The organism is Streptomyces griseicoloratus, assembly GCF_014534645.1.
Lineage (GTDB): Bacteria > Actinomycetota > Actinomycetes > Streptomycetales > Streptomycetaceae > Streptomyces > Streptomyces griseicoloratus.
The window spans coordinates 1-19,940 of the sequence record NZ_JACVQF010000167.1 but is presented as its reverse complement, the minus strand read 5'-3'; the positions used below and the strand labels follow the sequence as shown (position 1 = coordinate 19,940).

The window sequence follows — 19,940 nt, the reverse complement described above, 5'->3', positions numbered from 1 at the left end:
GCCGTTCGCCCAGGTCAGAGCCGTTTCCAGCGTCCCATTGTCCCGCATGTTCCGACGCCCCTGGCCACCGGGACGGGACCTGCCCCACGCTGTGGTCATCCAAGCAGCCGCTCCCGGTGAACGGTCGAGCGGCCCACTCACAATCCACTCGAAGGGGCCTCGTCATGTCCGCACGCACCACCCGCATCCGCCTGTTCGCCGCCACCACGGTCGCGCTGGCCGCGCTCTCCCTGACGGCCTGCCAGGGCGATTCGGAGGACACGAGCGCCGAGAGCCCGTCCTCCTCCGCGACGGCCACGGGCCCGTCCACCCCGTCCGACGGCGCCTCCACCGACAAGGGTTCGAACGCGGGAGGCGCGGCCGGCTCGAAGGAGCAGTCCGGCTCGAAGGAGAAGGACCAGGCCGGCTCGAACGGCTCCGGCGGCTCCTCCGGCACCGGCAACGCCCCGGGCTCGAACGGCGGCTCCGGCGCAGCGGGCTCCCAGGGCGGCGGCAAGAACGACGACGCAAAGCCCGGCAAGTGCTCCGCGTCCTCCGTCAAGATCACCGCTACGGAGGTGTCCCGCCCCCTCAACCACCTGCTGCTGACCGCCACCAACACCGGCTCCAAGACGTGCTACCTGCCCGCCTACCCGATGGCGAGGTTCGGCGAGGCCCAGTCCGTGCCCCCGGTCGCGGAGGAGACCAAGCCGCAGGCCGTCACGACGCTGGAGCCGGGCAAGTCGGGCTACGCGGGCGTGCTGCTGTCCGCCGGCGACGGCAGCGCCGAGGGCGGCCACACCGTGACCACCCTGACCGTGCCCTTCGACGACGGCTCCGTCGCCACGGTCGCCCTGCCCTCCGGCGGGGTCCACGTCGACAACGCCCTGACGGTCACCTACTGGCAGCCCAGCATGGACACGGCCCTCACCTACTGAAGGCCACGCACCCCCTGCCCGGGCCGACGGACGGCGCGGACCGGGCAGGGACCGCTCAGCGCAGCGTGCGGGCGACCTCGGTCGCCCAATACGTCAGGATGTTGCGGGCCCCGGCCCGCTTGATGCCGGTCAGCGTCTCCAGGATCGCCCGGTCGCGGTCGATCCAGCCCTTCTCGGCAGCGGCCTCGATCATCGAGTACTCGCCGGAGATCTGGTAGGCGGCGACGGGCACGTCCACCGCGTCCGCGACCCGGGCCAGGATGTCGAGGTAGGGGCCGGCCGGCTTCACCATCACCATGTCGGCGCCCTCCTCCAGGTCGAGCGCCAGCTCCCGCAGGGACTCCCGCGCGTTGGCGGCGTCCTGCTGGTAGGTCTTCCGGTCCCCCTTGAGCGACGACCCGACGGCCTCGCGGAAGGGCCCGTAGAAGGCGGAGGCGTACTTGGCCGTGTAGGCGAGGATGGCGACGTCCTCCCGCCCGATCTGGTCGAGGGCGTCACGGACGACGCCGATCTGACCGTCCATCATCCCGCTGGGGCCCACGATGTGCGCGCCCGCGTCGGCCTGGACCTGCGCCATCTCGGCGTACCGCTCCAGCGTGGCGTCGTTGTCCACCCGCCCCTCGGAGTCGAGGACACCGCAGTGGCCGTGGTCGGTGAACTCGTCGAGACACAGGTCGGACATGACGAGCAGTTCGTCCCCGACCTCGGCCCGCACGTCCCTGAGGGCGACCTGGAGGATCCCGTCGGGATCGGTCCCGGCCGTACCGGCCGCGTCCTTCTTCCCCTCCTCCGGCACGCCGAACAGCATGATCCCGGAGACCCCGGCCTCGACCGCCTCGGCGGCGGCCTTCTTGAGGGTGTCCCGGGTGTGCTGCACGACCCCGGGCATCGCCGCGATCGGCACGGGCTCGCTCACACCCTCGCGCACGAAGGCGGGAAGGATCAGGTCGGCGGGGTGCAGCCGGGTCTCGGCCACCATCCGACGCATGGCGGGGGTGGTCCGCAGACGCCGGGGCCGGGTGCCGGGAAAGGATCCGTACGTCGTCATACCACCTACGCTACGCCCGCCCCACCCGTGCCTTTGCCGACGCGCAGTCGGCCCCGGGCGGCGAGCACTTGACCTCAAGCAAACCTGAGCTTCTACGGTCGGCGCCATGGAGTACACACACACCGACGCCGAACTGATCCGCCAGCCCATCGGCTACTGGAGCTGGGCCGCCTACAAGGCCGTCATCGCCCGCACCCGGGCCGCCCTCGCCGGGATCGGCACCACCCAGCCCCAGTGGTGGGTCCTCGCCCAGGTCGCCCGCGCCGGCACACCGAAGACCCGCGACGAGGTCTCCCGCCTCCTGCGGAACTACCTCGACACGGGCCCGGAGGCCATGGAGCAGGAGATCGACACGACCATCGCCCGGGGCTGGATCACCGAGACCCCCGAAGGCCGGCTGGCCCTCACCCCCGAAGGCAGGACGTTCTACGACAAGGCCGCGGCCCTCCAGGACGACCTGTGGACGGAACGCCACGCGGGCATCTCCGACGAGGAGTACCTGACCACCATGAAGGTCCTCCAGCGCTTCATCCACAACACCGGCGGCCGCGCCTGGCACCACTGACCGCACACCGGCAGCGCGGTCGGAGAGGCCGAGGACCCACAGGGCTCAGAGGGGCCAGAGGGGTCAGAGGGCTTCCACCCACTCCCGCAGCAGCTTCTCCCGCTCCGCGGCCCGGGGCGTCCCGCCCTCCCACGCACGGCCCCACTCCGACATCGCCGCCAGCGTCGTGGCCATCGTCGCCGCGCCCTCGGTGAGCCGGGACAGCAGGGCACGGGAGAGGTCGACCTCGTCCGGGGAGTAGCCGACGGCCGCGGCCACGTACGCCGACAGCTCGTGGTCGCCGTCGCCCGACTCCACGCGCACCGTCATCAGGGGCGGGGCCTCGTCCGCCCGGCCCGGCACCACCGTCAGGGCCAGGCTCACCACCGTGTCCACGGCCAGGTCCACGGCCGCGCCGACCTGCCGCTTCAGGGTCTTCACGGGGACGTCCGCCACCGTCAGGGCGCGCACGTCCTCCCACAGGTGGAGGCCGGACTGCCGCTCGCCGAGGGCCACCACGCCCTCGGGGGTCAGGCGTACCCCGGGAGCCAGGCCGGACGGCTTCGCGCCCAGGTACACATCGCCCTCGGCGATCCAGAACAGGCCGACCATGGCCATGGGTCACTCACTCCCCCGACGACGGCACAGCCGCCATGTCTACATCAAAAGAAAGGTCGTCCTCCGCAACGCGCGAAAGAGGCCGGGAAGTTCCCACTTCCCGGCCCCACGCACAGGACGCCCCGCCTCAGCTCACGTCGTCGACCGGCGCCGCCGCGCCCCCGGCCGCCGCTCGCTCGGCCGCGTCACCGGATCCCCGGCCTCGATCGCCGCGGCCCTGCGCCGCATGCCGAACTCGGCCAGCGCCTCCGCCAGCTTGTGCACGGACGGCTCGGGGGCCATGACGTCCACCCGCAGGCCGTGCTCCTCGGCCGTCTTGGCCGTCGCCGGGCCGATGCAGGCGATCACGGTCACGTTGTGCGGCTTGCCCGCGATGCCCACCAGGTTCCGCACCGTGGACGACGAGGTGAACAGCACCGCGTCGAAGCCACCGCCCTTGATCGCCTCCCGCGTGGCGGCCGGCGGCGGCGAGGCGCGCACGGTCCGGTAGGCGGTGACGTCGTCGACCTCCCAGCCCAGCTCGATCAGCCCGGCGACCAGCGTCTCCGTGGCGATGTCGGCCCGCGGCAGGAACACCCGGTCGATCGGGTCGAAGACCGGGTCGTACGGCGGCCAGTCCTCCAACAGGCCCGCCGCCGACTGCTCACCGCTGGGCACCAGGTCGGGCTTCACACCGAAGGCGATGAGCGCCTTCGCCGTCTGCTCCCCGACCGCGGCGACCTTGATGCCGGCGAACGCCCGCGCATCCAGGCCGTACTCCTCGAACTTCTCCCGGACGGCCTTGACCGCGTTGACCGACGTGAACGCGATCCACTCGTACCGGCCCGTGACCAGGCCCTTGACCGCCCGCTCCATCTGCTGGGGCGTGCGCGGCGGCTCGACGGCGATCGTCGGCACCTCGTGCGGCACGGCCCCGTACGAGCGCAGTTGGTCGGAGAGCGACGCCGCCTGCTCCTTCGTACGCGGCACGAGCACCTTCCAGCCGAACAGCGGCTTGGACTCGAACCACGACAGCTGGTCGCGCCGGGCGCTGGCGCTGCGCTCGCCGACCACGGCTATCACCGGGCGGCCGCCGTCCGGGGACGGCAGCACCTTGGCCTGCTTCAGGGTCTGCGCGATCGTCCCCAGCGTGGCGGTCCAGGTCCGCTGCCGGGTCGTCGTGCCGGCGACGGTCACCGAGAGCGGGGTGTCCGGCTTGCGGCCCGCCGACACCAGCTCACCGGCGGCCGCGGCCACCGAGTCCAGCGTCGTCGACACCACGACCGTGCCGTCGGAGGCGCCGACCTCGGTCCAGCAGCGGTCCGAGGCGGTACGGGCGTCCACGAACCGCACGTCCGCGCCCTCGGCGTCACGCAGCGGCACACCGGCGTACGCGGGCACGCCGACGGCGGTCGCGATGCCGGGGACGACCTCGAACGGCACCCCGGCGGCGGCGCACGCCAGCATCTCCTCGGCGGCGTACGTGTCCAGACCGGGGTCCCCGGTCACCGCACGGACGACCCGCCTGCCGCCCCGCGCGGCCTCCATGACAAGATGTGCGGCATCCCGCACAGCGGGGCCACCGGCAGTGGTTGACGTGCCGTCAACTACCGCCAGCTTGGGCGCGCCTGTGCCCGGATCGGCCTGCGCGGAGGAGTCCGCGGACGGGTCCGTGTCCGTGTGCACCTCGGCTACGCCCTGCCTCGCGTGCGTGCGCACGACGTCGAGCACGTCGTGCTCGGCGACGAGGACGTCGGCGTTCGCCAGCGCCTCCACGGCGCGCAGGGTCAGCAGTCCCGGATCTCCGGGTCCGGCACCGAGGAAGGTGACGTGCCCGTGTTCCGGACCGGCGGGAAGGGTGGTGGGGCTCAATGTGCTCGCTCCCCCATCAGACCGGCCGCGCCCTGGGCGAGCATCTCGGTGGCGAGTTCGCGACCGAATGCCAGCGCCGCCTCGTGCGTCTCGGGCACGGGACCGGTGGTGGACAGCTGCACCAGCGTGGCACCGTCGGTCGTACCGACGACACCCCGCAGGCGCATTTCCTTGACAATCTGCCCGTCAACCAAAAGGTCGGCCAGCGCCCCGACGGGCGCGCTGCAACCGGCCTCCAGGGCGGCGAGCAGTGACCGCTCGGCCGTCACGGCGACCCGCGTGAACGGGTCGTCGAGCTCGCCGAGCGCGGCGATCAGGTCCGCGTCGTCCGCGGCGCACTCGATCGCGAGGGCCCCCTGGCCGGGGGCGGGCAGAACCGTGTCGACCGACAGGAAGTCGGTCACCTCGTCGGCCAGTCCGACCCGGTTCAGCCCGGCGGCGGCCAGCACGACGGCGTCGAGCTCACCGCTGCGGACGTATCCGATCCGCGTGTCGACGTTGCCCCGGATCGGGACCGTCTCGATCTCCAGCCCGTGGCTGCGCGCGTACGCGTTCAGCTGCGCCATGCGGCGCGGCGCCCCCGTACCGATGCGCGCCCCGCGCGGCAGGTCGGTGAACTTCCGCGCGTCCCGGGCGACGATCACGTCCCGCGGGTCCTCGCGCTCCGGTACGGCGGCCAGGACCAGGCCCTCGTGCGGCTGGGTGGGGAGGTCCTTCAGCGAATGAACCGCGAAGTCGACCTCACCACGCAGCAGTGCCTCGCGCAGCGCGGCCACGAACACGCCGGAGCCGCCGATCCGTGCCAGGTGCTCACGGGAGGTGTCGCCGTAAGTGGTGATCTCGACCAGCTCAACGGGCCGACCGGTCACCTGGCTCACGGCCTCCGCCACCTGCCCGGACTGGGCCATGGCGAGCTTGCTGCGCCTGGTCCCCAGCCTCAGTGCCTTCTCAGTCATGCCGGCCCTCGGTTCTTCTCAGTGCTGTTCTCGGCGCGGGAGACGGAGGCCACCGTCTCGGGGTCGAGGTCGAACAGGGTGCGCAGTGCGTCCGCGTACCCGGCGCCGCCGGGCTCGGCCGCGAGCTGCTTGACCCGCACCGTCGGCGCGTGCAGCAGCTTGTCGACCACACGCTTGACGGTCTGGGTGATCTCGGCGCGGTGCTTGTCGTCCAGGCCGGGCAGCCGCCCCTCCAGCCGGGCGATCTCGCCGGCCACGACGTCGGCGGCCATGCTGCGCAGGGCCACGACGGTGGGCGTGATGTGCGCGGCCCGCTGGGCGGCGCCGAAGGCGGCCACCTCGTCGGCGACGATCCGCCGGACCTGGTCGACGTCGGAGGCCATCGGCGCGTCGGCCGAGGCCTCGGCGAGCGACTCGATGTCCACCAGGCGCACCCCGGCCAGCCGGTGCACGGCCGCGTCGATGTCGCGCGGCATGGCGAGGTCGAGCAGGAACAGCACGGGCTGCGGGCGCGGCACCTCGGCGACCGGCTCGGGCCGGCGCCGCTCGGGGATGCGTCCGGCGGTGGCCGCGGTGGCGGCGAGCGCGGTGATCAGCTCGGCGTCCGCCTCGGCGCCGGGCCGCCCGGACTCGCGCGGCCGGTCCACGGCCGTGCCGCCGGCGACCCAGGCCGCGTGCTGCTCCAGCGTCGCCGCGTCCATGCCGGCCACGGCGGCCTCCCCCATGACGGAGAAGCCGGAGGGCACGGCCGACAGGTCGAGCGGGCAGCCGTCCTCGGTGCCGACGCTCGTCGGCGGCAGCGGCGCCCCGGTGTCCCGGGGGCGGTCGTCGATCTCCGCGACCGGCTCCCCGGTGCGCCCCTCAACGGCCGTGGCGACGGCGTCGGCGGTGAGGACGAGGCCGGTCGCGCCGGTGCAGGAGACGGCCACGTCGGCACGTGTCAGCTCGGCCGGTACGGCGTCCATCGGCACCGCGCGGGCCACCACGTCCGTGTCGTCCCCGTCGGTGAGGATCTGCGCGAGGCGTTCGGCGCGCTCGAAGGTGCGGTTGGCGACGACGACCTCGGCGACCCCGGCCCGCGCCAGCGTCGCGGCGGCCAGCGAGGACATCGAACCGGCGCCGATGACCAGGGCCTTCTTGCCCCGGGCCCACTGCTGGACGTCGCCGCCCGCGGCCAGCTGCTCCAGGCCGAAGGTGACCAGGGACTGCCCGGCGCGGTCGATGCCCGTCTCGGAGTGGGCGCGCTTGCCGACCCGCAGCGCCTGCTGGAACAGGTCGTTCAGCAGGCGGCCCGCGGTGTGCAGGTCCTGGGCCCTGGCCAGGGAGTCCTTGATCTGGCCGAGGATCTGGCCCTCGCCGACGACCATCGAGTCCAGGCCGCAGGCCACCGAGAACAGGTGGTGGACCGCCCGGTCCTCGTAGTGCACGTAGAGATAAGGGGTGAGCTCCTCCAGGGCGACCCCGCTGTGCTGGGCCAGCAGCGTGGACAGCTCGGCGACACCGGCGTGGAACTTGTCCACGTCGGCGTACAGCTCGATGCGGTTGCAGGTGGCGAGCAGCGCGGCCTCGGTGGCCGGCTCGGCGGCGACGGTGTCCTGGAGCAGCTTGAGCTGGGCGTCCACGCTGAGGGAGGCCCGCTCCAGGACGCTGACCGGGGCGCTGCGGTGGCTCAGTCCGACGACGAGGAGACTCATGCCGGCATCACGGCGGGGACGTCCCCGTCGGGTCCCTGGTCGGTGGACTCCTTGCGGGCGGCGGCGGGGACGGCGGCCTCGGCCGCGGCCTCCTCGCCGGCCTTGCGCTGCTCGTGGAAGGCGAGGATCTGCAGCTCGATGGAGAGGTCGACCTTGCGCACGTCGACGCCCTCGGGCACGTTCAGCACGGTCGGCGCGAAGTTCAGGATGGAGGTGACGCCGGCAGCCACGAGCCGATCGCAGACCTGCTGGGCGGCACCGGCGGGCGTCGCGATGACGCCGATGGAGACGCCGTTGTCCTGGATGATCTTCTCGAGCTCGTCGGTGTGCTGCACCGGGATGCCCGCGACGGGCTTGCCGGCCATGCCGGGGTCGGCGTCGATGAGCGCCGCGACCCGGAAGCCACGCGAGGCGAAACCGCCGTAGTTGGCGAGCGCGGCACCGAGGTTGCCGATACCGACGATCACGACCGGCCAGTCCTGGGTGAGGCCCAGTTCGCGGGAGATCTGGTAGACGAGATACTCGACGTCGTAGCCGACGCCCCGGGTCCCGTAGGAACCGAGGTAGGAGAAGTCCTTGCGCAGCTTCGCGGAGTTGACTCCCGCCGCGGCCGCCAGCTCCTCGGAGGAGACCGTGGGGACCGAGCGCTCCGACAGTGCGGTGAGTGCTCGGAGGTACAGCGGAAGCCTGGCGACGGTGGCCTCGGGAATCCCTCGGCTGCGGGTCGCCGGTCGGTGTGTTCGGCCAGTTGCCACGGTGCTCCTGCGGGTAGAGCGGGGCTGTAGGCGGTCATACGTCCCTACATGACCGCCCCGTCGAATGCAGGCTATGTCTTTGTGAACGCGTGCACAAAGATGGTGTCCGATTTGCCCGGCCAACGTGACCGGGCTCACGCGCCCCCGGCGCTCGAACAGGGAACCGGCGCACACGCACACGCGTTCCTCTCTCATTGGGGGCAAAGCCGTACACGCTCCTCACGATCAACGCCCCCGAGACCAAGTCGCCATCGATCCTAAGCGACCATCCGGACTACTTGGACTGCTCGGTCAGTGCCCTGCGCAGCCGTTCCTCGTTCACACGCCAGAAGGTGTGCTGCCTGCCGTCGACCAGCACGACGGGGATCTGCTCCCAGTACTGGTCGTGGAGTTCGCGGTCCTCGGTGATGTCCTTCTGCTCCCAGGGGACGCCGAGGTCGGCACACACCTTCTCGACGACGGTTTGTGCGTCATCACACAGGTGACAGCCGGGTTTGCGGATGAGGGTGACGAGATGATCCTCGGGGTGATGCGGGGGCTGCGGGTTCGTTCTGCGGAACAAGGGGGTCATGCCGGCCATTCTCCCGCGGGCGAGGGCCGGCGCGAGGCCCCCGGCGACGCCCGGACGGCCGGCCGGGCCGGCGCGCGGACGCGCCCGGCGCGCCGGTTCCTTAACGGCACGGTCGCGCAGAGTTCACAGCGACCGAACCTCTCGACTCCGGAACACCCGAACAAACTGGCTATGCTCACGGTCATGGCCGCTCTCGGATGGCTCACCCCCCGTAGGCGCTCCGCCACGGCGCGGAGCGTGTTGGCAGGCGAGGCCTCGGCGGAGGCCGCCCGCAAGTCCACCCAGGAGGCTCCCGCCGCCGCCCCCGGCGAGGAACCACAGTTCCCGGTCCCCGGCGACGACAGGGCAGCGGCGTTCTTCGACCTCGACAACACAGTGATGCAGGGCGCCGCCCTGTTCCACTTCGGCCGGGGCCTGTACAAGCGGAAGTTCTTCGAGACCCGCGACCTCGCCCGGTTCGCGTGGCAGCAGGCGTGGTTCCGGCTCGCCGGCATCGAGGACCCGGAGCACATGCAGGACGCCCGCGACTCGGCGCTGTCGATCGTCAAGGGCCACCGCGTCTCCGAGCTGAAGTCGATCGGCGAGGAGATCTACGACGAGTACATGGCCGAGCGCATCTGGCCGGGGACGCGGGCCCTGGCCCAGGCCCACCTCGACGCCGGGCAGCGGGTGTGGCTGGTCACGGCGGCCCCGGTGGAGATCGCCCAGGTGATCGCCCGCCGCCTGGGCCTGACCGGCGCGCTGGGCACGGTGGCCGAGTCGATCGGCGGCGTCTACACCGGCAAACTGGTCGGCGAGCCCCTGCACGGCCCGGCGAAGGCCGAGGCGGTCCGGGCGCTCGCGGCGGCGGAGGGCCTGGACCTGTCCCGCTGCGCCGCGTACAGCGACTCCCACAACGACATCCCGATGCTGTCGCTGGTCGGCCATCCGTACGCGATCAATCCCGACGCGAAACTGCGCAAACACGCCCGGGAACTGGACTGGCGCCTGCGCGACTACCGCACGGGCCGCAAGGCGGCCAAGGTCGGCATCCCCGCGGCGGCCGGCGTCGGCGCGGTGGCCGGCGGCACGGCCGCGGCCATCGCCCTGCACCGCCGCCGCCGCTGACACACGGCGACGGCCCATCGCACCGGCCAATCCATCTGACGTACCCCCGCGGGGCCGTCGGCAGTCCCCTTCTCTCACATCGGCCACAACACGCTCTGTAGTCACCCGGAATCCGAACCGTTCCGGTCAACCAGCGATCACCAAGCGGCACCCGGACGGGCGTCAATCGGATACAGAAGCGACGTAATCGATGATTTGAGCAACTGGGCGTAGCAGAGCCTGTACGAAGCGTTATTCTCCTCAGACGCAAACCGGTACCCCTCCGTCGCCACGACGGGTGAACGGTCCCGCACTGCACGTGATGGAAGCTCTGCCTCTGGGAGTCCCGTGTACCCACACGTCGGGGTTGACGCCTCGGGCCTGGCTACGCTGCGCGCAACGGTCAAAACGGTCCAAGACCTGCTGCGCGGTGTCGTCCCCACCGCGTACGCCGTCCCCGCCCTCGCCGCAGCCACCGCCCCCGCCGGCCCGTGCTACGCACTCGCCGAGAGCGGCGCCGCCGTCGGCAGACGCGGCAGGCCGACCGGGGCCGCCACCACCCGTCGCCCTGCCGCGGACAGCGACAGCGCCCGGATGATGGACCTGGTGGAGCGCGCCCAGGCCGGCGAGGCCGACGCGTTCGGACGGCTCTACGACCAGTACAGCGACACCGTGTACCGCTACATCTACTACCGCGTGGGCGGCAAGGCGACCGCCGAGGACCTCACGAGCGAGACCTTTCTGCGGGCCCTCAGGCGCATCGGCACCTTCACCTGGCAGGGCCGCGACTTCGGCGCCTGGCTCGTGACCATCGCCCGCAACCTCGTCGCCGACCACTTCAAGTCCAGCCGCTTCCGCCTGGAGGTCACCACCGGCGAGATGCTCGACGCCAACGAGGTCGAGCGCTCCCCCGAGGACTCCGTCCTCGAATCCCTCTCCAACGCCGCCCTGCTCGACGCCGTACGACGGCTCAACCCGCAGCAGCAGGAGTGCGTGACCCTGCGCTTCCTGCAGGGCCTCTCCGTCGCCGAGACCGCCCGCGTCATGGGCAAGAACGAGGGCGCCATCAAGACCCTCCAGTACCGGGCCGTCCGGACCCTCGCCCGCCTGCTGCCCGACGACGCACGCTGAGTCGGGCGCCACGACCCTCCGCAACCCTCAAGTCACCGTTGGTGAAAGTCCGTTGACTCCGCGGTCCGCCGCTCCGCCGTCCGTAACCCAAGTGCCGCGCCACTCGTTGTGCGGGATACAGGCTCCCTGTGGTCACTCCCCGGCCGACTCCGGTCACACGATCGTGTGGATGCGGTCAGGGCGTGCAACCCTCAGGACCCCCTGGGGAGTCGACCGTCATGACGAGAGGAGGTGCCGCCAGTGATCGCGAACGTATCGGCGCACCGGCGGGCGAACGCCTTCGCCCAGGCTCTGCAGGAGCAGTCCGATCCGGGCGCGGCGGCCGAGCAGTCCGAAGGACCGGCACCGGCCCGGGCCGCCGCGGAACAGACCGAGCAAGGGCGTCTGCTGAGCCTTGCCGCCGGCCTGGAGACGCTGCCCCGGCCCGAGCTGGACCCCGAGGTCAAGGTCGTCCAGCGGGCCCGGCTGGTGGCCGCGTTCGAGGCCATGCTGCAGGAGGGCTCCGCGGGCGGCGAGGCGTCGGACCCCGCGGTACCCGAGCAGCGCCGTGCCCGTGGCGCACACCGGGCGGCCCCGCTGAAGAGGTTCCGCCCGCGGACACGGCTGGCCAAGGGCCTCACCGCGGGCGGACTGAGCGTCGGTGTCGCCGCGGGCGCCCTCGGCGGAGTCGCCGCAGCCAGTTCGGACGCCCTGCCCGGTGACTCGCTCTACGGACTCAAACGCGGGATCGAGGACTTCAGGCTCGGCCTCGCCGACGGGGACGACGAGCGCGGCCGGGCCTACCTCGACCTGGCGTCGACCCGGCTCAGCGAAGCACGCCGGCTGATGGAGCGCGGCCGCAGCGGCCACCTCGACCACGAGTCCCTCGGCGAGATCCGCCGCGCCCTGTCCGGCATGCGGCACGACGCGTCCGAGGGCCACCGCCTGCTCAGCGCGGCCTACGCCCGCGATCCCGACTCCCTGGGCCCCATGCAGGCCCTCTCCGCCTTCTCGCGCTCCCACCAGGACACCTGGGGCGCGCTGCGCGAGCGGCTGCCCGTGCAGCTCGGCGACGTGAGCGAGCAGGTGTCGTCCGTGTTCGACGCCATAGAGCAGGACGTCGCCCCCCTGCGCTCCCTGCTGCCGCAGCCGCCGGCCGAGGACGAAGGCGACGACGACCGGCAGCGCGGCTCCGACGAGTCGTCGCCGTCCGGCGCCTCCGGTACCGGGCGTTCGCCGGCCCCCAGCACCGGCAGCGCCGACTCGGCCGACGGCCGCACCGACAGCCGCGGCCCCAGCGAGTCGGCGGACTCCGACAGCGACGACGAGGGCCTGCTCGGCGGCGGCACCGGTGGCCTGCTGGACCCGCCGCAGGACAGCGGCAGCGCCTCACCGTCCGCGGACGACGAGACGACACCCCCCGAGCCGGACGTCACGCTGCCCCCGCTCCTCCCGGGCCTGCTGCCCGGCCTGGGCATCCAGGGCGAGGAAGCGGACTGAGACGGCGATACGGCGACGGGGGCGCCCTCGATACAGAGGGCGCCCCCGTCGCCGTACGCGCGACCCCGCACAGCGGGACCGGAAGGACCGTCAGAAGAACACCGACCGCCGCTGGACCAGCAACTTGTACAGCGTGTGCTGGATCTGCTCCCGGACCTGATCGGTCAGGTTGAACATCAGCATCGGGTCCTCGGCGGCCTCCGGCGGATAGCCGTCCGTGGGGATCGGCTCGCCGAACTGGATCGTCCACTTCGTCGGCAGCGGCACCGCCCCGAGCGGACCCAGCCACGGGAACGTCGGAGTGAGCGGGAAGTACGGAAAGCCCAGCAGCCGCGCCAGCGTCTTGGCGTTGCCGATCATCGGGTAGATCTCCTCCGCCCCGACGATCGAGCACGGAATGATCGGCACGTCCTGCCGCAGGGCCGTGGAGACGAAACCGCCCCGCCCGAAGCGCTGCAGCTTGTAGCGCTCGCTGAACGGCTTGCCGATGCCCTTGAAGCCCTCCGGCATCACCCCGACCAGCTCCCCCTGCCCCAGCAGCCGCTCGGCGTCCTCCGAACAAGCCAGGGTGTGGCCGAGCTTGCGGGCCAGCTCGTTGACCACCGGCAGCACGAACACCAGGTCCGCCGCCAGCAACCGCAGATGCCGCCCGGCCGGATGGTGGTCGTGCACGGCGACCTGCATCATCAGGCCGTCCAGCGGCAGGGTCCCCGAGTGGTTGGCCACGATCAGGGCACCGCCCTCGGCGGGGATGTTCTCCACACCCTTCACCTCGACCCGGAAGTACTTCTCGTACAACGGGCGCAGCACGGACATCAGCACCTGGTCGGTGAGTTCGGCGTCGTAGCCGAAGTCGTCGACCTCGTAGTCGCCGGTGAGGCGGCGGCGCAGGAAGGCCAGGCCGCCGGCGATGCGCCGCTCCAGGCCGCCGTCGTCCGCGCGCCCGGGCGGCCCCGACGGCTCCTCCTCCTGCGTCACGGATACGTCCTCCTGTGCGGCCCCCCGCACGGGCAGCGGCTGGACCTCGCGTACCGGCACGGGCTCCGTCGTGCCCGTGCGCCGGCTCCCCGAGTTCCGGCGCCGCGACGGGCGCTGCACCGCGCTCCCGCGGGAGCGGTCGTCGTCGAACGGAATGACCTTGGCGTCCGCCATCGTTGATGCGCTCCTCAGTTGGCGCTCTGCGTCGGGGGGTGGCCGCTGCCCCGCAGGGCCAGCGCCGCGATCCGGTCGACGGCCCCCGCAAGGGCCTGCGGGGGAAGCAGTCCGGGCCCCCGGCCGCGCGCGAAGTCCGCGAACGTCTCGGCCGTCGAGTACTTCGGCCGGAAACCCAGCGTCTCGCGCATCTGGGTGGTGTCCACGACCCGGCCGTGGGTGAGCAGCCGGATCTGCTCGGGAGAGAAGTCCGTCATGCCCAGCGTACGCACCAGGGAGCCCGCCCAGGTGACCGCGGGCAGCAGCAGCGGCACCGTGGGCCGGCCGAGGCGCCGGGAGCACTGGGAGAGCACCAGGACACCGTCCCCGGCGATGTTGAAGGTGCCGCTGTTCAGCGTGCCCCGCCGCGGCTCGTGCGAGGAGATCCGCAGCACCTCGATCACGTCGTCCTCGTGCACGAACTGCAGCCGCGGGTCGTACCCGAACACGGTCGGCAGCACGGGCAGGGCGAAGTACGAGGCCAGCGGCGTGTCCGCACCCGGGCCCAGGATGTTGGCGAACCGCAGCACGCACACCGCGACGTCCGGCCGCCGGCGCGCGAAGCCGCGGACATACCCCTCGACCTCGACCGTGTCCTTGGCGAAGCCGCCGCTGGGCAGGGACTTGGGCGGGGTGGTCTCGGTGCAGACGGCCGGGTCCCGGGGCGCTGATCCGTAGACGTTCGTACTGGACTTGACCACCAGCCGCTTCACGGCGGGGGACTTCTGGCAGGCGCCGAGCAGCTGCATCGTCCCGATGACGTTGGTCTCCTTGACCGACGTCCGGCTGCCGCCGCCCAGCGGAGTGCCGGTGACGTCCATGTGGACGACCGTGTCGGCGCCCGTCTCGGCGAGCACCCGCCCGATGGTCGGCTGCCGGATGTCGGCCTGGACGAAGTCGGCGCCGCCCAGATGGTGCTCGGGCGGCACGGCGTCGACGGCGACGACCCGGTCGACGTCGGGGTCGCGCTGGATCCGCCGTACGAAGCGGCCTCCCAGCTGACGGGCCACTCCGGTCACGAGCACGATCTTTCCCAAGATCAGCGCCTTCCTTCCGCCCTAGTACGGTCCCAGCCCGGCTCTTGTCGTCCGCCTGCTCGTACCCTGCCGCGTTCCCCGCGTGCGGGCCAACTTAGCCGCTCGGTGTTGCGCTGTGATGACCGCCGGATGCAGCAAGTGACGAGAAAACGTGCTCGACCCCGCTGGGGCCGCGGACACGACTGTGGCCCCCCACCAGGTGCGGTGGGGGGCCACAGGACACGCTCTCGCGCAGTCGCGTCGCTTACTTCTTGTTGCGACGCTGAACGCGCGTGCGCTTGAGCAGCTTGCGGTGCTTCTTCTTGGCCATCCGCTTGCGCCGCTTCTTGATAACAGAGCCCACGACTACCCTCGCTCACTTCTCATCACTCGGTTGTTTGGGCGCCATGGGCCCACACGACCTACGAGGGGCTAGCCTACCCGCCCCGGCGCCGAGGTCGTAATCGAGGGGCCGAGGATGAGCGAGGAAAACCGGGAGAGATCCGTGACGAGCCCTGAGGACTCCCCCGGTTCGCCGTCAGGCCGTCTCCACCCCCACATAGCTCTCGCGGAGGTACTCGTGAACCGCTTGCTCCGGGACACGGAACGACCGCCCCACCCGGATCGCGGGCAGATGACCGCTGTGCACCAGCCGGTACACGGTCATCTTGGACACTCGCATCACCGAGGCGACCTCCGCCACGGTAAGGAACTGAACCTCGTTCAGAGGCCTTTCGCCAGCTGCAGCCATGACACACCTGAACCTTCCGCACTCGACGGCCACCGGCTTCCCCTTCCGGTGACTCTTCGTCGCTGCGTGCTCACTCCCCAATGTAGGTGCGGGTGATGCGAATGGGGAAGAGGTGCATCCATCGGCGTCCTACTGGGACAGACACGCCCGATTGAGTACGTAGCGGGTCAGCGGCAGGTAGTAATCAGACCGCACACCGTCATCAAGTGGAACGACGACGGACACGGACCCCTCGGCCTCTCCGACGAAGAGCGCGGGATCGTCCGTATCGGCCGGCCCGATGGCCTCGAACCCCAGCTGACCTGCTCCGCAGACCCATCCGTGGTCCCCGATCACGAGCTCGGGCAGCGGCCCGCCGGCCTCGGCCGCCGCGGCCAGCGCGGTACGAACCGGGAGGGGCGAGTGCGTGTGCGCGCCGGGCTCACCACCGGCGCGGGACGCGCCCGGTTCCCGCACCAACGCGACTCCCCGTACGTAGTCGAGGTTGTACGTGCGTAGGCCGAACCGGGTCGTTATGTCGACACAGCGACCCTGCGCAGGGGTGAGGACGCTACACCCGGCCGCCGACAGGGCATCGGCCAAGGCGGCGTAGAAACCGAGCAGTCGATGGGGGTGCCCGGTGCCGAGGAGCACGGGGGCACCACGCTGAGCGACCGCGGCGAGCCGGCCGGCGAAGGCGTCCAGAGCCGCCAGGGTCCGCTCGGGGTCGATCACATCCTGACCCGATGTGTGCCGTGGATCGGCCGAAACCCCGCACCTGTCCGCCATCAACCCGATCACGTCCCGCTGCCCCCAGCCCCCCTCCGGATCGATCCCGATCAGCGCGCGCGGATCCCGAGCGGCGAACAACCGGTAACTCCGCAGACTCGTCTCCCGAGAGGTGGCGACGACCCCGGCAAGACGAACGGCCAGGAGATGAGCACGGAGCGCTCCACGGGACAGCACGAATCCGATACTGCCGAACGAAGCCCCCAAATGAACCAGAACCCCGAAAACCAACCCCGCTCGGCGTAACACCGCACCCGCCGTAGCTGCCGTAGCTGCCGTAGCTGCGGGCAGTCGTCCCTCCCCCAGTGCCTGAACGGCCTGGGAGGTACCCCCAGGGCGGCACGGGTGGGCGCAGCGGCACCCCGTCAGCGCCGGGCCGCGCACCCACCCCCGGCCCACACCGACCCCGGGCAACCACGCAAACGCCGGACCCCGCAGACAACCACCGTCACGCCAACAACCCCCGCAACGGAAACACCGCCCGCCGAGCCGCCAGCACCGCCTGATCCAGCCGATCCGCAGGGTCGTACCCGGCCTCCCACGCGGCCCAGGCAACAGGCCACCGCCCATCAGTCATCCGCACCGGCCCCAACTGCCGCGTCCGCGCGAAAACTTCCTGCCGCCACCCCTCGGGAATCACCGTCTCCGGCTCCACGGGCCGCCCCGCCGCGATCCCCACCAGATGCGTCCACGACCGCGGCACCACGTCCACCACGGCGTACCCGCCCCCACCCAGCGCCACCCACCGCCCCCCGGCGTACTCGTGCGCCAGCTCATGACACGCCACCTGCACCGCCCGCTGCGCATCCAGCGACACCGCCAGATGCGCGAGCGGGTCCTCGAAGTGCGTATCGGCCCCGTGCTGTGTCACCAGCACCTGCGGCCGGAAGTCCGCGATCAGCTCCGGCACCACCGCATGGAACGCCCGCAGCCACCCCGCGTCCCCCGTCCCCGCCGGCAGCGCGACATTCACCGCCGACCCCTCCGCGCAGTCGGCCCCGGTCTCCTCCGGCCACCCGGTCTGCGGGAACAGGGTCCGGGGATGCTCGTGCAGCGAGATCGTCAGAACCCGCGGATCCTCCCAGAACGCCGCCTGCACCCCGTCACCGTGGTGCACGTCCACATCCACGTACGCGACCCGCTCCGCCCCCAGCTCCAGCAGCCGCGCGATCGCCAGCGCCGCGTCGTTGTACACGCAGAACCCCGACGCGCTCCCCGGCATCGCATGGTGCAGTCCGCCCGCGAAGTTCACCGCGTGCAGCGTGTCCCCGCGCCACACCGCCTCCGCCGCCCCCACCGACTGCCCTGCGATCAGCGCGGACACCTCGTGCATCCCCGCGAAGGCCGGATCGTCCATGGTGCCCAGCCCGTACGACCCGTCCGCCGCACCCGGATCCGCGGCCGCCGCCTTCACGGCGTCGATGTAGTCCTCCCGGTGAACGAGCCGCAGCGTCGACTCCCCGGCGGGCTTAGCCGCGACCACCTCCACCTCCCGGTCGAGCCCCAGGGCATCGACCAGGCGTCGCGTCAGGGCCAGCCGGACCGGATCCATCGGATGGCCCGGACCGAAGTCATAGCCCGTTACTGCCTCGTCCCACATCAGCTGTGCGCGGCCGCTCATGCCCGCCACCGTATCGGTCCGGTTGAGCCGCGAACGACCTGGCGTACACGAGCGTCACCAGCACCAACACCATCGGTAGGAGCATGGCCCCGCGATAGCTCCAGGCATCCCCGAGCGCCCCCACCAACGGCGAACCGATCAGGAAACCCACATAGTTGAAGACATTGAGCCGCGCCACCGCCGCATCCGACGCCCCCGGACCGTACTTCTCATGGGCGAGCCGCCCGGCCGCCGCGAACGTCTGCGGCACCAGCACGCACAGGCCGATCCCGAGCAGCGTGAACCCGAGCATCCCCACCCACGCCCCGGGCGCCCCGGCCACCACCGCGAACCCACCTGCCGCCACGACCGCCCCGCCCCGCACGACGGCCACGGCCCCGAACCGCCGCACCCCGAAGTCCCCGATGGCCCGCCCCACCAGCGTGGTCACCATGTACACGTTGTACGGAACGGTCGCCAGTTGCTCCGAGCTCCCCAGCACGTCCTGGAGGTACTTCGCGCTCCAGTTGGACACCGTCGAGTCCCCGATGTACGCGAACGTCATCACCAGACACAGCGGCAACAGCATCCGGAACGGCACCTTGAAAGCGGCACCCCCGCCCTCGCCCGTCCCCCGCACGGCACCGCCGTCGCCCCCACCGTCGACGTACCACAGGCTCCCCACCAGCGCGGCCGGCAACAGCGCCGCCACGACCGGCAGATACGACACCCACAACGCCAGATCCCAGTGCGCCCCCACCCAGGCCAGCGAAGCACCGACGATCCCGCCCAGGCTGTAGGCCGCGTGGAACCCGAGCATGATGCTGCGCCCGTACGCCCGCTGCAGGCTCACCCCCAGCATGTTCATCGCCGCGTCCAGCACACCGACAGCCAGCCCGAACGCGGCGAGCGCCACGGCCAGCCCGGCCACATGGCCGCCGATCCCCACCCCGAGCAGCGCCGCGAGCACCACGGGCTGGGACCAGCGCAGCAGCCGACCGGGCCGCACTCGCCGCACCAGCCGCTCGGTCACCACGCTCCCGACGCCGGCCAGGATCGGCACGGCCGCCAGGAAGACGGGCAGCAGTGCGTCGGAGACGCCGTACCGGTCCTGGATGGCCGGGATGCGCGTCACGAGCAGAGCGAAGGTGACGCCCTGCGTGAAGAAGCTGAACGCCAACGAGGCCCTGCCGCGCCGCAGCACATCAGTCATGGCGGCGAGCGTAGGGCCCCGGCTTACTCGTGGGTAGACAGCAGATCGCCCAGCTCCCCCATGCTCTGGAAGAGGCGGGTCGCCCCCGCCAGCTTCGCGGCCGGCGTCATGGCGGTGAATCCGCAGACATCCATCCCGGCGGCGATGGCCGCCTGCACTCCGAGCGGGCTGTCCTCGACGACGACGCACTTCTCCGGCAGGACCCCCATCCGTTCGGCGGCATGCAGGAACAGATCGGGTGCCGGCTTGCCCCGCCCCACGTCCTCGGAGCTGAAGATCCGCCCGTCGTCGAACCACCGGTCCAGCCCGGTCTTCCGATGCCCCACCCGAATGCGCTCATGGCTCCCGGACGACGCCACGCAGTACGCCACCCCGTCCGCGGCGAGCTTCTCGAGTACGCCGACCACCCCGGGCACCGGCTCCAGGTCCCGCTCGAAGGCCGCGAACACCCGCCCGTGGAAGACGTCGTCGAAGTCCTCCGGCAACCGCTGCCCGGTCCGCTCCCGAATGAGGTCATGGACCCGGTGCATCGCGGCTCCCATGTAGTCCCGAAGGGAGTCGTCGTACGACGTCGGGTGCCCCAGTTCCGTCAGATAGGCGGCCAGGAGCCGGTTGGAGATCGGCTCGCTGTCGACGAGCACCCCGTCGTTGTCGAAGATAACCAGGTCGTAGCGCATGCAATGACCCTAAACGCAGAAAACCCCGCACCGTAAGGTGCGGGGTTTTCCCAAAAATTGTTCGGCGGCGTCCT

20 protein-coding genes are annotated in these 19,940 nt (G+C 71.6%); 5 read left to right on the top strand and 15 right to left on the bottom strand.

The genetic code is table 11. The features are described from left to right. The first annotated feature begins 164 nt into the window (after positions 1-164). Positions 165-917, top strand: a complete 753-nt coding sequence (locus tag H0H10_RS06605) for a DUF4232 domain-containing protein (protein ID WP_188179895.1) — start codon at positions 165-167, stop codon at positions 915-917. 55 nt (positions 918-972) lie between these two features. Here H0H10_RS06605 and hemB read toward each other — a convergent pair whose 3' ends face one another. Beyond that, positions 973-1,965, bottom strand: coding sequence for a porphobilinogen synthase (gene hemB, locus H0H10_RS06600; RefSeq protein ID WP_188179894.1), 993 nt, complete (start codon positions 1,963-1,965; stop codon positions 973-975). Positions 1,966-2,071: 106 nt separating this feature from the next. Here hemB and H0H10_RS06595 point away from each other — a divergent pair, with 106 nt between their 5' ends. After that, a complete protein-coding gene (locus H0H10_RS06595; protein ID WP_188179893.1) occupies positions 2,072-2,530 on the top strand; it encodes a MarR family winged helix-turn-helix transcriptional regulator in 459 nt (152 codons plus the stop codon). A 63-nt stretch (positions 2,531-2,593) separates the two neighbouring features. On the opposite strand, the gene H0H10_RS06590 is transcribed toward H0H10_RS06595, so the two are convergent. The 6 genes from H0H10_RS06590 to H0H10_RS06565 all read right to left on the bottom strand — a co-directional run bounded on the left by H0H10_RS06590 (position 2,594) and on the right by H0H10_RS06565 (position 8,954). Then, complete coding sequence (locus H0H10_RS06590; RefSeq protein WP_188179892.1) at positions 2,594-3,127, bottom strand: hypothetical protein; 534 nt, start codon at positions 3,125-3,127, stop codon at positions 2,594-2,596. Positions 3,128-3,259: 132 nt separating this feature from the next. Continuing rightward, positions 3,260-4,978 (bottom strand): bifunctional uroporphyrinogen-III C-methyltransferase/uroporphyrinogen-III synthase, encoded by a 1,719-nt coding sequence (locus H0H10_RS06585; RefSeq protein ID WP_188179891.1) that lies wholly within the window; start codon positions 4,976-4,978, stop codon positions 3,260-3,262. Then, the gene (gene hemC, locus H0H10_RS06580; protein ID WP_188179890.1) at positions 4,975-5,934 is read right to left on the bottom strand and encodes a hydroxymethylbilane synthase; all 960 of its coding nucleotides are present in this window, start codon (positions 5,932-5,934) and stop codon (positions 4,975-4,977) included. The genes H0H10_RS06585 and hemC overlap by 4 nt, the downstream gene beginning before the upstream one ends. Further along, on the bottom strand, positions 5,931-7,628 hold the full coding sequence (locus H0H10_RS06575; RefSeq protein ID WP_188179889.1) for a glutamyl-tRNA reductase: 1,698 nt from the start codon (positions 7,626-7,628) through the stop codon (positions 5,931-5,933). Before H0H10_RS06575 ends, hemC begins: the two co-directional genes overlap by 4 nt. Continuing rightward, positions 7,625-8,383, bottom strand: coding sequence for a redox-sensing transcriptional repressor Rex (locus H0H10_RS06570; protein ID WP_188179888.1), 759 nt, complete (start codon positions 8,381-8,383; stop codon positions 7,625-7,627). The genes H0H10_RS06575 and H0H10_RS06570 overlap by 4 nt, the downstream gene beginning before the upstream one ends. A 274-nt stretch (positions 8,384-8,657) precedes the next feature. Then, positions 8,658-8,954 (bottom strand): glutaredoxin family protein, encoded by a 297-nt coding sequence (locus H0H10_RS06565; protein WP_188179887.1) that lies wholly within the window; start codon positions 8,952-8,954, stop codon positions 8,658-8,660. A gap of 183 nt (positions 8,955-9,137) precedes the next feature. Between H0H10_RS06565 and H0H10_RS06560 the strand changes: the two genes are divergently transcribed. The 3 genes from H0H10_RS06560 (at position 9,138) to H0H10_RS06550 (ending at position 12,650) form a co-directional block, all read left to right on the top strand. After that, positions 9,138-10,061 (top strand): HAD family hydrolase, encoded by a 924-nt coding sequence (locus H0H10_RS06560; protein ID WP_188179886.1) that lies wholly within the window; start codon positions 9,138-9,140, stop codon positions 10,059-10,061. 327 nt (positions 10,062-10,388) lie between these two features. Then, entirely contained in the window at positions 10,389-11,171 is a 783-nt protein-coding gene (locus H0H10_RS06555; RefSeq protein WP_188179885.1) for an ECF subfamily RNA polymerase sigma factor, BldN family, read from the top strand. 240 nt (positions 11,172-11,411) lie between these two features. Next, a complete protein-coding gene (locus H0H10_RS06550; RefSeq protein WP_188179884.1) occupies positions 11,412-12,650 on the top strand; it encodes a DUF5667 domain-containing protein in 1,239 nt (412 codons plus the stop codon). 90 nt (positions 12,651-12,740) lie between these two features. Here the strand turns inward: H0H10_RS06550 and H0H10_RS06545 are convergent, their stop codons facing one another. From H0H10_RS06545 to H0H10_RS06510, 8 genes are all read right to left on the bottom strand, one after another. Beyond that, positions 12,741-13,802 carry a lysophospholipid acyltransferase family protein gene (locus H0H10_RS06545; RefSeq protein ID WP_188179883.1) on the bottom strand — a complete coding sequence of 354 codons (1,062 nt, stop codon included), beginning with the start codon at positions 13,800-13,802 and terminating at the stop codon, positions 12,741-12,743. A gap of 14 nt (positions 13,803-13,816) precedes the next feature. After that, positions 13,817-14,878 carry an NAD-dependent epimerase/dehydratase family protein gene (locus tag H0H10_RS06540; protein WP_188179882.1) on the bottom strand — a complete coding sequence of 354 codons (1,062 nt, stop codon included), beginning with the start codon at positions 14,876-14,878 and terminating at the stop codon, positions 13,817-13,819. 244 nt (positions 14,879-15,122) lie between these two features. Beyond that, entirely contained in the window at positions 15,123-15,221 is a 99-nt protein-coding gene (locus H0H10_RS06535; protein WP_003948845.1) for a 30S ribosomal protein bS22, read from the bottom strand. Between the two features lie 174 nt (positions 15,222-15,395). Beyond that, positions 15,396-15,608, bottom strand: coding sequence for a helix-turn-helix domain-containing protein (locus H0H10_RS06530; RefSeq protein WP_004984898.1), 213 nt, complete (start codon positions 15,606-15,608; stop codon positions 15,396-15,398). 129 nt (positions 15,609-15,737) lie between these two features. Then, positions 15,738-16,553 carry a phosphatase gene (locus H0H10_RS06525; RefSeq protein ID WP_188179881.1) on the bottom strand — a complete coding sequence of 272 codons (816 nt, stop codon included), beginning with the start codon at positions 16,551-16,553 and terminating at the stop codon, positions 15,738-15,740. A 271-nt stretch (positions 16,554-16,824) separates the two neighbouring features. Beyond that, positions 16,825-17,997, bottom strand: a complete 1,173-nt coding sequence (locus H0H10_RS06520; RefSeq protein WP_188179880.1) for an acetoin utilization protein AcuC — start codon at positions 17,995-17,997, stop codon at positions 16,825-16,827. Beyond that, positions 17,948-19,189 (bottom strand): MFS transporter, encoded by a 1,242-nt coding sequence (locus H0H10_RS06515; RefSeq protein WP_188179879.1) that lies wholly within the window; start codon positions 19,187-19,189, stop codon positions 17,948-17,950. Before H0H10_RS06515 ends, H0H10_RS06520 begins: the two co-directional genes overlap by 50 nt. A gap of 23 nt (positions 19,190-19,212) precedes the next feature. Further along, the gene (locus H0H10_RS06510) at positions 19,213-19,866 is read right to left on the bottom strand and encodes an HAD family hydrolase (RefSeq protein ID WP_188179878.1); all 654 of its coding nucleotides are present in this window, start codon (positions 19,864-19,866) and stop codon (positions 19,213-19,215) included. Positions 19,867-19,940 lie beyond the last annotated feature (74 nt).